Annotated in this window: 10 protein-coding genes and 1 tRNA gene; 6 read left to right on the top strand and 5 right to left on the bottom strand. The window is 45.0% G+C overall.

Translation table 11 applies throughout. The features are described from left to right. Positions 1 to 3: 3 nt before the first annotated feature. The 3 genes from QZ918_RS13375 to QZ918_RS13365 all read left to right on the top strand — a co-directional run bounded on the left by QZ918_RS13375 (position 4) and on the right by QZ918_RS13365 (position 2,764). On the top strand, positions 4 to 588 hold the full coding sequence (locus QZ918_RS13375) for a Uma2 family endonuclease (protein ID WP_293151946.1): 585 nt from the start codon (positions 4 to 6) through the stop codon (positions 586 to 588). Next, positions 581 to 1,324 carry a Uma2 family endonuclease gene (locus QZ918_RS13370; RefSeq protein ID WP_293335783.1) on the top strand — a complete coding sequence of 248 codons (744 nt, stop codon included), beginning with the start codon at positions 581 to 583 and terminating at the stop codon, positions 1,322 to 1,324. Before QZ918_RS13375 ends, QZ918_RS13370 begins: the two co-directional genes overlap by 8 nt. 231 nt (positions 1,325 to 1,555) lie before the next feature. Further along, complete coding sequence (locus tag QZ918_RS13365; RefSeq protein WP_293335780.1) at positions 1,556 to 2,764, top strand: pentapeptide repeat-containing protein; 1,209 nt, start codon at positions 1,556 to 1,558, stop codon at positions 2,762 to 2,764. 153 nt (positions 2,765 to 2,917) lie between these two features. Here the strand turns inward: QZ918_RS13365 and dpdE are convergent, their stop codons facing one another. From dpdE to trhO, 3 genes are all read right to left on the bottom strand, one after another. Next, positions 2,918 to 6,253, bottom strand: coding sequence for a protein DpdE (gene dpdE / locus QZ918_RS13360; protein ID WP_293335777.1), 3,336 nt, complete (start codon positions 6,251 to 6,253; stop codon positions 2,918 to 2,920). Positions 6,254 to 6,776: 523 nt separating this feature from the next. After that, positions 6,777 to 7,448, bottom strand: a complete 672-nt coding sequence (locus QZ918_RS13355; protein WP_293335774.1) for a glutathione S-transferase — start codon at positions 7,446 to 7,448, stop codon at positions 6,777 to 6,779. Between the two features lie 302 nt (positions 7,449 to 7,750). Then, positions 7,751 to 8,698: an oxygen-dependent tRNA uridine(34) hydroxylase TrhO gene (trhO, locus tag QZ918_RS13350; protein ID WP_293335771.1), complete on the bottom strand. Its 948-nt coding sequence runs from the start codon at positions 8,696 to 8,698 to the stop codon at positions 7,751 to 7,753. 227 nt (positions 8,699 to 8,925) lie between these two features. Between trhO and QZ918_RS13345 the strand changes: the two genes are divergently transcribed. Then, positions 8,926 to 10,140, top strand: coding sequence for a tyrosine-type recombinase/integrase (locus QZ918_RS13345; protein ID WP_293335768.1), 1,215 nt, complete (start codon positions 8,926 to 8,928; stop codon positions 10,138 to 10,140). Between the two features lie 86 nt (positions 10,141 to 10,226). Here the strand turns inward: QZ918_RS13345 and QZ918_RS13340 are convergent. Both QZ918_RS13340 and QZ918_RS13335 read right to left on the bottom strand, forming a co-directional pair. Next, positions 10,227 to 10,298: transfer RNA gene (locus QZ918_RS13340), tRNA-Gly, on the bottom strand. A gap of 261 nt (positions 10,299 to 10,559) precedes the next feature. Then, entirely contained in the window at positions 10,560 to 13,604 is a 3,045-nt protein-coding gene (locus tag QZ918_RS13335) for an efflux RND transporter permease subunit (protein WP_293335868.1), read from the bottom strand. On the opposite strand from QZ918_RS13335, the gene QZ918_RS13330 reads away from it, so the two are divergent. Further along, positions 13,546 to 13,752 carry a hypothetical protein gene (locus tag QZ918_RS13330; protein ID WP_293335874.1) on the top strand — a complete coding sequence of 69 codons (207 nt, stop codon included), beginning with the start codon at positions 13,546 to 13,548 and terminating at the stop codon, positions 13,750 to 13,752. The genes QZ918_RS13335 and QZ918_RS13330 overlap by 59 nt on opposite strands. Positions 13,753 to 14,026: 274 nt before the next feature. Continuing rightward, on the top strand, positions 14,027 to 14,203 hold the full coding sequence (locus QZ918_RS13325; protein ID WP_293335765.1) for a hypothetical protein: 177 nt from the start codon (positions 14,027 to 14,029) through the stop codon (positions 14,201 to 14,203). Positions 14,204 to 14,303 lie beyond the last annotated feature (100 nt).

Here is a 14,303-nt window from a genome sequence, read left to right as displayed (position 1 = left end):
GATATGACTGCCGTAACAGCAAAACGATTCTCGATCGCCGAATATCACCGTTTGGCAGAACTTGGTTTTTTTGAGTCCGATAACCGATTTGAATTGATTCGCGGAGAAATTATCAAAATGGCTGCTAAAGGTAGGCTTCACTCTATTTGCAATACTCTTTTAGTTGAGGAGTTAATCATTTTACTGGCAAGACGTGCTCGCCTGCGCGTACAGGAACCAATTATTTTGTGTGATGAGAGCGAACCAGAACCCGATCTAGTTATTGCCCGCCGTTCTGACAATTCTTTATCTCCTCACCCTCAATCTGCTGATATTTTGTTGGTAATTGAGGTTTCTAATTCTACTTTGAAATACGACAGGGAAACCAAATTATCTCTCTATGCTGAATCGGGAATTTGTGATTATTGGATATTTAATTTGGTAGATATTCAACTGGAAATGCACAGCGAACCTTATCAAAAACAAAGAGGTGGTTTCGATTATCGAGTCAAACGAGTGGTTTTGCCGAATGAGTTTGTGGTAATTCCAGGTTTCCCAGATTTGTCTCTCGATTTATCTGCGGTATTTCCCGCACAGATCGATGAGTGAAGGTGAGGAGTATGTAGGCATAAGCCGGGGCGCAGCCATCGCGCCGATTGATGGTATAATCCAAAAGTGCGATCTAACTACTCAGCAAAATACCGCTATGACCGCTGAAAATCTCACCTCGCCAGCCCAAAATATCCAGTTATCTGGCATCAGTTGGCAAACCTACGAAACCTTGCTTGCCGAATACATTGACCGGCCGCTTCGGCTGAAATACAATGGTGGCAATCTAGAGATTTTGGAACCTTCACCACAACACCAATTTTACAAAACAATAATCGCCAGATTTGTGGAAACCCTAGCTGAAGAATTCGGACTGAACATTGCAGCCGTCGGTTCCACAACTTTTAAGCGTCCAGAGCTCAGCAGTGCAGAACCCAATGAATGTTTTTACATCCAGAATTTCTCTGCAATTAAAGGAATAAAAAGAATTGACACGAATCAAAGTCCGCCCCCGGATTTAGTAGTGGAACTCGATCTCACGAGTTGTTCGGAAAATAGCTTGCAAGTTTATGCTGATGTCGGCGTGCCGGAAGTTTGGATTTATAACGGCGAACGCTTGATTATCAATATATTAGAAAACAGAGCATACGTTTTGTGCGATCGCAGTTTAGCATTTCCCACTGTACATATTTTAGAAATTGTCGGGTTTTTGCAACAGGCGGAAACAATGGATTATTTAGAATTAGTTCAAGCATTTCGGAATTGGGTAAAAAACGAAATACTACCAACCGATTAAGCTAAAGCGATCGCGGGTCAGAAAAATTAGGTACGTTGTTGGGCTTCAGCCCTCTTATCTTTGGTTATACGAGCAGTCAATTATACCTCATTTTTTTGACAAAAGCTATAAATTATCAAAATCATCAAAGATAAAATTTTGCTAAATAGTTTTGCTTAATAGTGATAAAATAAAATAAAGCACTCGTCAAAATCTCCATCACAGTCTGGCAGAGCCAGCACTTCTACCGATATGCGATCGCTAGAGTCTCACAACAAATACCCAGATTGCTTGTGGATGCAACTAGAAGCAATTCCAGTACCATCAGTTGCAGCCCAAACCCAGCAGCTCGACATTCACTTGAGCCTCAATTTTAACGAGCATTGGGAACCGCTGCTGGGCGGCCGCGTTAAATTTGGTCTGCAAGGCGGAACGCTCAAACTAAATCTGGAAAACTGCGAAATTCCGGTAGCATCGCGTCAGTTAGTCGGTGATTTTGAGCTGTCGCCCACCGACAGCAGTACAGAGGTTTTGTCAACCGCAAGTCAGCGGGAAGTTGGAGACAACGAGAAGGCGGAAAAAATTCAGGAAACTGACTGCACCTTTTGTCATGTTTCCACAATCGGCGACGACACAAAACCCGCTTGGATTTTTTCATTAAAACGGGGCAAACCAATATTAAAAGGTTTGCTAAAAAGTGTTAAACTGGGAGAATTTTCCGCCCAACCATTGCGGATTGCAGCGGCTTTTGAAGTTGCGAAAGAAGATATTTATCTCACAGATGCGGAGGGTTTGTGGCCGCACGATATTACGCCAAATCAACATTCGGTTTTAGAAAGAATCCTGACTGTATATTTAGCAAATAAGCTCCAACCGGCTCTCAGTTGGGCGCTATTGTCCTACAATTTGCCTGCGGTGGAACAGCCTGAGGTGGAAATTATCGCGCAGGCTGAAGATGAATTGCAGGAAATGGTCGATCGCATTATAGCTGCTGAAACCGATGATTTTGTAGAACTGGCAACAATCGCCAATCTCAATCCCGCAATGGATTTCGCGGGCGGTAGCTTGCGGGGGACGAGTTTAAGTGCAGTGGATTTTAGTAGTGCAAATCTCCCGGCGGCAAATTTCCGGGGTGCAAACTTAAACGATGCCGATTTTAGCGACGCCAACCTGCAAAATGCTAAATTTGGCGGTGCAGATTTGAGCGGTGCTTTCCTGGGAAATGCCGATTTGAGCGGTGCAGATTTGTACCGCGCCAGTCTGGCTTTAGCAAACCTCAGCGGTGCAGATTTGAGCCGCGCAAATCTACTGGAAGTTAACTTAACAAATGCTAATTTCAGCGGTGCGAATGTCAAGTCGGCCAGGTTTGGGAATAACTCGGGACTTGCGGATGATGTCAAGCTGAATTTACAGCAGCGGGGAGCTATTTTTGAGGAGGTGCAGTCTCTCCAACAACATTAATGATGGTAGAGGAAAGACTGCGTGTTCTTTTCAATTTAGATCGAATCTGGCTCTACCGGAATGATTAAACCACAGAGGCCGCAGAGGACACAGAGGGAGAGAAGAGAGGGATTAATCATTCCGATTAAGAGCAGATTTGATATTATAGCTAAATTATCCCTCATCCTCGGATTTCACAGGAGCGCGCCCAGAAATCACAATAAATCCTACTGACTCAAGAGTCAGGTGCGGTTGGCGAATTCCGGCTAAAACCGCTTGACTCAACAAACTTTCGGTACTAATTTCATCAGCCAAAACTGATTCTAAAAGCTGTTCCGATTTAGAAAGTCGATTCAAACGTAATTGCAATTGATTCACCCGATTTTTGAGTTGAATTGCAGCACTGGTAGCAGAATTATTGCACATTTCGACAAAAGCTTCACGCCCGCGCAGCAATTCCTCCGATACCACCCGCCCCTTCTGACAAAAATCATCCCAATCCAGGGAATCCACAAAATTGTCTATCAGCGACGTGCGATTTTTAGACAAATTGTAATCTCGATTCGGGCCGCCTTTCCCCTTATAACCGCGCTGCAATATTGCCAAAACTTCCGCATCTTCTACTAGAGACATTTGTTCGCTGCGAGCATCTACATACACAGTTTCAAAAGTTGGTAAAAACAGAGCATCGGCGCGCCGCTGCAAAGCTTTTAAATTGTAATTCTCGATGTTTTGTGCTTGCAAAACTCGAGCAGCAGGCTGCACATCAGTCTGGATTGAATAATTAAACTGAAAGCCGAACCATTCCTTCCCCTCCGCAGCATCCCAAGTTTCATCGTGACGCCACATCGCAAAAGCTTGGCCCCGATCGTCCCAGCGAACATAAGCGCCCAGTGCATCAATTAATCCCTCGCCAGTTCGATAAAGAACGACATCGGTATTTTGATGAGCAATGCGCCGATTGTAGCTACCGTACTGCTGACAATAGGGAACTAATCGAGTTGTCAAATCATTCGAGGGAATTAAGGTTTTTTGAGTAGGTTGATAGCGGACTAGCCCGGATATACTGGAATGTTCGACTTGCTTGAAGTGGAGGGCTTGACACAACCAACCTTCCGCCGCCCGCTGCATTTCTTTATGGCGTGCGTCGCAGTTATCGAGGGCTTCAAAATACTGAGATGCGCTGTCATCAAGAATATCAATTTCATCGAGGGCGTATTGTTCGTCGATTTTGATTTTCTCTTGTTCGATTTCAGTTTTAATCGATTCTATTTCGCTTGATAAGCCCTTCGCTCCTTCAGCAAACAACTTTTCTTCCAGTGCAATCAGTTTGGTTTCGGCATAAAACTGAAGGCTGGAAATAGATTTGTTGAAGATATCAAACCCGTTTTTTAAGACTTGAAACCAAGCTTCGTGGGGGCTGTCGGGCATATCCGGGCCTGCAAACAAACAAAATTGCACTCCCATTTTGCTACCAATGCGATCGACTCTGCTGAGTCTTTGTTCTAGTTGGTTGGGAAACCACGGTACATCGAAGTGCACTAACCAATCTATAAATTGCAGGTTGACGCCTGTTTGGGCCGATCGATCGCACACTAAGATAAAACAATGCGGTTCAGTCTTAAATCGCTTGAGACTCGCCTCCACATCATCCGCAGACTTGCTCGTGTCATGGCTGGCGATCGCCTTTTTACCAAAGATTTTAGCTAAATTTTCGGCAATCTCTTGACAAGTTACCGTAAAACTGGTGAAAATCACAATTTTCGGGAAACGCTCGCCCGGAATCGGCCGTTTAATTTGCTGCTGAATTCTCGATAGCAAATCGCGAGGATTGCTGTGATATTCGCGCGGAACCTTCAATGCAACTGCGAGAAATCGCAAAATAGCGATTCGTAACAAACCCGGTCGATCGAATCCTTCCTCGACCTTTGACACCGTGTTGAGCAAGGTTTCCAGCAGTTCCCTTTCTTCGGGAAACGGCGCTGTTTTGGTCAAAATTGCGGTGTCGCTTTGTCCGAATTCGCGATCGAGCTCTGGACTGGATTTTTTCTGCAAGCGAGCTTTGACAACCCGTTCCAAAACATTCAACCAAGTACCGGAAGCGCGGAAAAACAGCAGAAAAATTCTCTGATATTCGCTAGATTTGGGAGCAGCAGCGCGCCATTTATCGAGTACAGTTTGAATTTCAGACCACTGTTCGTCATTGAGATCGTACTCGGCTTTAGGTACTGTATCGCGATCGAAAATCACATCTTCCACCGCATCCCGGCGGTTGCGGAGAATGCGGCGGTGCAGGCGGTAGGTATCTCTAACGTGGGTGCGAATAGTTCGGATCGGGCGAGATATTTCTTCGGCTTCTTGGGTTTTCAAGCATTTTTCTAATTCCTTCGTCAATCCGATCAAATAATCATCTTTAGCAAAAAGAGTGCGAAGTTGAGCAAGTTTTGTTTGCAAAACCGCAGGCTGTGTTGTCTCTCGGAAATCGAGTAAAGTTTGACCGATTTCTTGACGGTTCTGCACCTGTGCTTTGAAACTTTCTAAATCGTCAACACGGTAGGTTGTGGGGTCTAGCAAGTGCAGCATCGTGAGAAAATCTTGCTCGCGGCCGATGACTGGCGTTGCAGATAATAACAATAAGTTTTTGCTTTTGTGAGCTAGTTTCTGGCAGAGTTCAAAGGATTGTTGTTGGTTGCGATCGATCGAATTAGCCATCGCTGCGAGTTCTTGCGCTTCATCAACAATCAGAAAATCTAGGTTAGCATTGCGGCTAATTTGATTGATTTCGCTCAACGAAACAAGCTGTACTCGATCGGCAAAATGAGACAAATAGAATTTATTTTCTAACTCTTGCCGCCACTGTTCGAGCAGGTATTTGGGAACGATTACCACAGCGCGCCCGTTAGCATCGTCTAGCAAGAATTGGCGGAGAATTGTTCCCGCTTCTACTGTTTTCCCCAGTCCTGCTTCATCTGCCAACAAATAGCGCACGATTGGGTCTTCTAGGACGCGCCGCACGACTTCAACTTGGTGCGGGTACAGGTCTATGTTGGCAGAAATTAAGCCAGTCATGCCGCGACTGACGGCGCGCTGTTCGATCGCAGATTGCACAAAAGCCAAGCGGCGATCGTGAAAATACGGGGTTTCTTGACCTTTGACTGCTAAAATGTCGATCGGATCGGCGATCGGGATATTGCAGCGAACGTAAAGTTCGGATTCAACAGCTTGCAAACTTTGGCTGTCGGGGAGATCGATTTCGTACTCTAGTTTATCTTCATCCCAGTCATAAACTCGACCAATTATCCACCTCTCGTGACTTGTACTCCAGAGGTAGCAGCGGGTTTGTCGCTGAAGTCGGGCTTCTTGCAGCAAAGCGAGGGGTACAGTTTTGCGGATGCGGTTTTTTACTGAGCAAAAATATTCAACTATGGCGTCTGGGTGGGATACCTCGACAACTTTTCCGATTCCCATATCGTTTTTGGGCGATCGAACTAATGAACCAACATCAATCATAATTTTAGCCTGACAATATCTGTTAGAATACACTAACGCCTGAGGGAATAGAATAACATTAGTTTGTAGTAAGGACTTTAGTCCTCTCTTGGATGCGGACTAAAGTCCTCACTACAAACCACAATGTTCGATCGTTCCGACTAAAGTCCTCTCTTGGATGCGGACTAAAGTCCTCACTACAAACCACAATGTTCGATCGTTCCGACTTTAGTCCTCTCTTGGATGCGGACTAAAGTCCTCACTACAAACCACAATGTTCGATCGTTCCGACTTTAGTCCTCTCTTGGATGCGGACTAAAGTCCTCACTACAAACCACAATGTTCGATCGTTCCGACTTTAGTCCTCTCTTGGATGCGGACTAAAGTCCTCACTACAAACCACAACCTTCGATCGTTCCGACTTTAGTCCTCTCTTGGATGCGGACTAAAGTCCTCACTACAAACCACAATGTTCGATCGTTCCGACTTTAGTCCTCTCTTGGATGCGGACTAAAGTCCTCACTACAAACGGCTTGATAAGTAATTACGATCGCCCAAAAACAACGGCTGCATTCCCCGATTCCCATTTCGGGTATTTCTGCATCACACTAGCGTAAATTTCCGAGTCGGTGAAGGCTGTCAACCAAGCTTGTAGGGGAATCCAAGGCTGTTCCTCGAACCAAATTTTATCGGTATGGGCGAATTGACGGACAAAAGGTGCGATCGCCATATCAGCCAATGCTACATTATTACCAAACAAATATTTATTCTTAATTAATTTAGCATTGAGTTTCCCCAGATATAAAGCACATTCATCCCGATGTGCTCGGGCATCAACACCAGCATAACGCTCGGGGTATTTATAACGATCGAGATGATATTTAAATCCATAATCAAATTGAGAAATAAGTTCGAGCATTTCTGCAACAGAACCTTCCTGTGGCCTCAACCATTTTTCAGGATCGTGTTGTTCCAGCGCCCACAACATGATATCAATACTTTGATCGAGTACGCGGCCGCCAACATCAATCAATATCGGTACTGTACCTTTCGGAGATATATCTAACATTTCTTGTGGTTTGTCTCGCAAAACAACTTCCCGCAACTCACACGGGCGATTGCTAACCATCAGTGCCAAACGGGCGCGCATAGCATAGGGACAGCGGCGGAATGAATATAAAATTGGATATATTTGTGACATACAGTCAGTTGTCATTAGTCATTAGTCATTTCTTGGTACGTAGTTGCGCTTCAGCGCTCTTGGGGCTCGCATCCCAACAACATACCTTTCTTGGTACGTAGTTGCGCTTCAGCGCTCTTAGGGCCGGGGCCCAACAACATACCTTTCTTGGTACGTAGTTGCGCTTCAGCGCTCTTGGGGCCGGGGCCCAACAACATACCTTTCTTGGTACGTAGTTGCGCTTCAGCGCTCTTGGGGCCGGGGCCCAACAACATACCTTATCTTGGTACGTAGTTGCGCTTCAGCGCTCTTGGGGCCGGGGCCCAACAACATACCTTTTAGTCGATCGCGCGATCGAATTTTTCCTTAGCATCATAGCACGCGCCAATATGTACTTGGTTGCGACGCTTAGCAAGCTCAATCTGATGCTGCCTCTCTAATAAAGCTTGTTTTTTAGCTTCGGTTTTCGAGTCATGACAATGAGGACAACTCACGCCCAGTACAAAAAATTCCGAAGCCTTATCTTCCGCACTAATCGGATGACGACAACCGCGACAAAGTTCATAGTTACCAGGTTTTAAATCGTGAACAACAGAAACCCGTTCATCAAAGACAAAACATTCACCTTCCCAACGACTTTCTGCTTCCGGAACCGTTTCCAAATATTTTAAAATTCCGCCTTCGAGATGATAGACTTCCTGAAAACCTTGCGATCGCAAAAAAGCAGTAGATTTTTCGCAGCGAATGCCACCGGTGCAAAACATTGCTACCTTAGGTTTATCGCGCAAAGCAGTTTCTTGCTGCACCCATTCAGGTAACTCGGAAAAGCTTTTGGTTTTGGGATTGATAGCGCCTGCAAAAGTACCCATAGATACTTCGTAGTCGTTACGCACATCAACTACGACAACATCAGGATCGTCAAGCAATTGATTCCACTCATCGGGCTTGACATATTTGCCAGCCATGAGAGATGGATTAATATCGGGTATTCCCATGGTGACGATTTCGCGTTTTAAGCGGATTTTCAGGCGGTAAAACGGTGCTTTTTCTGAGAAAGATTCTTTGTGAACCAAATCAGCAAAACGCGCGTCACTTCGCAAGAATGCGAGCACTGCGCGCACGCCCTCGGATGAACCTGCGATCGTACCATTGATGCCTTCGGCTGCTAACAAGATGGTGCCTTTGACGTTGTTTTTGTTGCAACAATCGATTAGCGGTGCTTTCAGCTCAGCAAAATCGGATAGTTCAACGAATTTATATAATGCAGCGGTTAAGAAATTAGCCATAGATCGAATTGATAGCACTAATTAATTTTCATACAAGTATGAAAATTCAGTTAAAGCGGGCGGTGGGGCTCGAACCCACGACGTTCAGCATGGGAAGGTTATTTATCATAGCACTCAATCCCCCTAATAGTCTAGTCTGTGATAATATGTAACATTTAATTATATAAATATTGTATTCATCTTATGTTCAAAATGATTACACTAGGGGCATTGAACTGGTAAGGTTTATGGCAAATTTTCTCAAAAAAGCTCAAAATGGGACTGTAGTGGTGCAGTCCAACGAGGGAAGGCTGAGACTGCAACTGCCAATACATCTGTTTGACGGCAAGCAAAAATTTATTTATCTGAATATGGCTGATACGGTCGAAAACCGAGAACTTGCTCAAGCTAAAGCACAAATAATTGAGGCAGATATTAAGTTTGAAGAGTTTGACAGCACTCTTAAAAAATATAAGCCACCGACTTATTTAACCGTTGTGGAGTCGATCGAACCCAAAGCTGAAATAACATTTTCTGATTTGTTCCAGCGGTACTTGCTATTCAAAAAACCTACCTTAAAAGAAACCACTTTTAACTACTTAATTAAAAGTATTCAAGTCTATATTGACCGCTATCCTCATACTATTATTTCTGATGAGAATGCTTTGGAAATATGTCAATGGTTGCTAAAAAATACGACAAACAGCATGACAAAGCGGGTACTTACTCACTTGAACGCAGCTATTAAGTGGGGAATTAAATTCAATTTGATTAGCCTTAAAACTTCCCCCCTTGAAGGGATGGCACAAGAGTTACCCAAACATAACTGGGAAATTGACCCGCAGCCCAATGCTTTCACGCCAGATGAAAAAGCAAGGATTATTAAGGCTTTTGAAGAACATCAAGGCAACTGGAACGGCAGAGGCTTTTCGGGGATAGCTTATTCTCACTATGCTCCTTTAGTGAAATTTTGGCTTTATACTGGTTGCCGACCTAGTGAAGGAATTGGACTCACTTGGGGGCAGATAACTCCTGACTGTGGAAAAGTTATTTTTAACCAAGCTATTGTCACGAATTATGGCAAAACAATTGCGGTACAAGGTTCTAAAAATCACCATTTCCGCAAACCCCGTACCTTTCCATGCGGTGCAAAATTGTGCCATTTGCTGATGTCAATCCGCCCGGAAAATCCCGACCCAAAAGCGCTAGTTTTTCCGTCTCCCGAAGGCAAAGCAGTTAATCAGAATAATTTCCGAAAACGCGCTTGGGAAAAAGTGGTAAAGCCCATTGTCAAACGCAATAGCACTCCTTATTCCTGTCGCGATACGTTTATTACAGAGCAAGCACTTAAAGGTATTAGTTTAGCTGTAATCGCTGGTTGGTGCGATACTTCAGAAGGAGAAATTCGCAAAAACTACTTTGATGAAAAACTCTTAGAACACATAAGACCGATCGATAGTTAGCTGCAAAATTCAGAAACACCATAGCAACGAGTCTTATAAACCATAAAACTATTGATAAATCAATAGTTTTGTGAAAATTCAGTCAAAGCGGACGGTGGGACTCGAACCCACGACGTTCAACATGGGAAGCTGACATTCTACCACTGAATTACGCCCGCGCTTAGTCTGTTTTACTGGCTTTTACTTTTTAGGGATTGCGGTAAACCATGACTAGATAAACATTATACGACGATTTTGTGATTTTGAGTCAATGATTTTGAAAATTAATTTTTGGGTGTTGTCGATCGCCCATGGCGGCAAAATTAAGAGGGTGCGTCACTTGAGAAAGCCGGAATTTTTCGGACAAACCTGAGATCTGACGCACCGTACACTCCAAAAGCCGTCTCCTGACGCAGGAGGAGACGGCAGTACCCGTTTCCCTACCCGGAGATATTCGATCGCCCTTGGCCTCTTTTCTTCCCCCGCACCCGATCGAAAATCCAGACTTGCAAACCATCCATATAGGTATAAACCACCGGAATTACCACCAAAGTTAATAGCGTAGAAGTCATCAAACCGCCAATTACCGCCATCGCCATCGGACTCCGCACCCCAGATCCCGCGCCAATTCCCAGCGCGATCGGCACCATCCCAGCTATCATGGCGATCGTTGTCATCAAAATCGGCCGCAACCGCGCTACACCAGAATCTAGTGTCGCCTCATACATCGGTTCGCCTTCCTTCTGATTCATAATCGCGTAATCAACCAGCAAAATCGAATTCTTTGTCACAATTCCCATCAGCAAGACTACACCAATCAAAGCGTACAAACCGAGAGATTTTTGTCCTACCAAAAGTCCCAACAGCGCGCCACCCAAAGATAAAGGTAATGCCGCCATAATTGTGATCGGATGCAAGAAATTGGCAAACAACAGCACCAATACACCATAAATAAACAGTACCGCCGTTCCCAAGGCCCCCGCAAAACCGCTGAAAATATCCTGCATAACTTTTGCATCGCCCGAAGATTCCTGTTCCACTCCCGGGGGTAAAGGATTCATTACAGGCAATTTTTTCACCGCAGCAACAGCTTCTCCTAAAGTCGTACCTTGCAACAAATTGCCTTCTACAGATACTTGACGAGCTCTGTCATAGCGATCGATCTGAGAAGGCCCGCTACCCAAAGCAATATCCGCCACTGCCCTCAACGGTACCAAAGTATTATTTTTACCCGGTATTTGCAGATTCTTAATTGTTTCGATATCGCTGCGAAACTGCGGCGCTAACATCACATGAATCGGAATTTGTCGATCGGGCAAATCAAATTTAGCAAGATTTGAATCAATATCTCCAATCGTTGCCAAAGAAGCAGTTCGAGCAATTTGCTGCACCGAAACACCCTGATCCGCCGCCCGAAGAGGATCGGGTTTTACCAAAATTTCTGGCTTGACTAAACTCGCGCTAGATTGTACCTCAATCAGTCCCGGAACTTGCCTCATTTGTTGCGTCAGAGTTTCCGCAGTTTTGGTTAAAGCTTCGGCATTTTCGCTCTTGAGGACGATCGACATTTGCTTCCTACCGCCGACGCGCCCTTGAGCAAAACTCAGGCGCACGCCGGGAACATCGGCAAGTTTCGGCCGCATTTCTTCCTCAAACTTCTGTTGCTTAATTCGCTTATCGGCGGGTTTCAATTTCACATATAGACTGGCTGTATTTACGCCGCTAGCGCCCCCTCCACCACCACCTGGGCCCCCGGATACTGTCGGAGCGCCTTCGGTCTCCAAAACGCTTTCTACGGCCCGATGGGCGAGCAATAATTTAGTTGCTTGCTGCACTGCTAAATCTGTCTGTGACAAGGTGGAACCGGGCGGCAATTCAATGGAAACAGTCGAAAGTCCGGTATCATCGCGATCGATAAAACCAGTCGGAATGAAAGGTATTAACTGAACGCTGCCAAAAAACAAAGCAACAGCTAAGATTAGGACGATCGCCCGATGCTTCAGCGCCCAAGTCAAAAGTCGGCGGTACTGATAGGAAAGTTGGTCTTTTTTGAGTTCCGCCTCGTGTCCGCTATCCTTAAACAAATAAGCCGCCATCATCGGAGTTACAGTGCGGGCTACTAACAGCGAAAATAACACCGAAGCCGAAACCGTCACGCCAAAAGGTCGAAAAAACTGACCGGGAATTCCCGGCATAAAAGCCACCGGTGCAAACACCGAAACAATCGTCATCGTGGTAGCAACGACAGCTAAACCAATTTCAGCAGAAGCATCCAAAGCAGCTTGATAAGCCGTTTTCCCCATCCCGACGTGCCTTTCAATATTTTCAATTTCGACGATCGCATCATCGACTAATATACCCACCACCAGCGACAGCGCTAACAAAGTCATGCCATTAAGCGTATATCCTACCATCCTCAGCACAGCAAAAGTAGGAATTGCCGACAGAGGTAACGCCACAGCAGCAATCAAAGTCGCCCGCCAATCCCGCAGAAATATAAAAATCGTGACAATCGCTAAAACCGCCCCCAAAACTAAAGCATCAACAGAAGCTTCATAGGAATCTCGGATGTGATCTGCTAAAGTATAAATAAGTTCCAGCTTGACATCCGGCGGCAAAGTTTTTTCCATTTTCTTAACAGTTGCCCGCACCGCTTCTTCCACAGTCACGAGAGTGCTGCCGGTGCTGCGGAGGATAGCAAAAGCTACAACAGGCTTGTTATTGAGCCGCGCACCCTGACGCGCTTCTGCATAGCCTTCCTCAACTTTTCCTAAGCTAGAAAGCGGCACAAAACCGCCTTTCGGCAAAGTAATTTGATAAGCTTTCAACTGTTCGATATTTTTGGCACTGCCGATGGTGCGGACTGTTTGCTCGGAATTGCCAATTTCAGTGCGTCCCCCTGGCAGATTGATGTTGAAATTGCGAATTTGGTCGTTAACTTGGGTAGCTGTAATCCCCAAACTTTGCAGTTGTTCGGGGTTTAAATCGACTCGAATATCCCTGTCCCTGCCTCCAATGCGCTGCACTTGAGCGACACCTTTGACCGACAACAGGACGCGGCTGATGTTTTGGTCGATTAATTCGCTTAGCTGTTCTACCGTTTGGCGATCGGAAACGACGGCGTAGGACATAATGGAACTACCGGCAAATTCCACCCGCTTGACGACTGGATCGTTGATGTCTTGGGGCAGGCTTTGGCGAATTTGGGCGATCGCATTTCTGACATCATTCGTAGCGCGATCGCTATTTGTGCCCAACAAAAAGTTAACTGTCGTATTAGAAGAACCATCATTAACAGTAGAAATAATGTGGTCAATATTGCCCAAACCTGCCACTGCGTCTTCTACTTTTTTCGTAACTTGAGATTCAAGTTCCGCTGGATCTGCCCCCGGTTGGCTGACAGATATGGAAACTGAAGGCACATCGATGTTAGGTGAATCATCAATACCTAAAACGGGAAAGGATACTAATCCCCCGATTGTCAAAATCAAGAATAAAACAATCGTCGGGACAGGCTGTTTGATCGACCAAGCCGAAATATTAAAAGACATAATTGGAATGGGGAATTGGGAATGGGGAATTGGGAATGGGGAATTGGGAATGGGGAATTGGGAATGGGGAATTGGAATATAGTTTTTATTATTAAAATTCTTGTGGAGTGGGCATCTTGCCCGCTTCAAATATCTACTAACTAACTAACTAACTAATCTTATTCTTCTTTAAATTATTGTGGAGTGGGCATCTTGCCCGCTCCAAAAATCTATAGCTGTTCTCAGAAAGATGAGGTATGTTGTTGGGCTTTAGCCCTCTTAAAATATATAGTAACTAACTAATCATAAGGTGCGTCAGGGGAAAATTATTAGTCTGTCGTCGCCACATTCTCACCTGACGCACCCTACAATCAATAATGACTACAATAAATAATGACTGTCAACTGTCAACTGTCAACTGTCAACTGTCAACTGAATTACTGACTGCTGACCTTAATTCGATCGCCATCCTTAAGATAACCCGCTCCAGCAACAACCACTTTATCGCCCGCCTTCAACCCCTTTTTAAGATGAGGTATGTTGTTGGGCTTTAGCCCTCTTAAAATATATAGTAACTAACTAATCATAAGGTGCGTCAGGGGAAAATTATTAGTCTGTCGTCGCCACATTCTCACCTGACGCACCCTACAATCA

The organism is Microcoleus sp. CAWBG58, from assembly GCF_020883045.1.
In the GTDB taxonomy this organism is placed as follows: Bacteria; Cyanobacteriota; Cyanobacteriia; order Cyanobacteriales; family Microcoleaceae; genus Microcoleus.
Note: the sequence above shows the minus strand (reverse complement) of the source record. Positions and strands in the feature narration are given on the sequence as shown.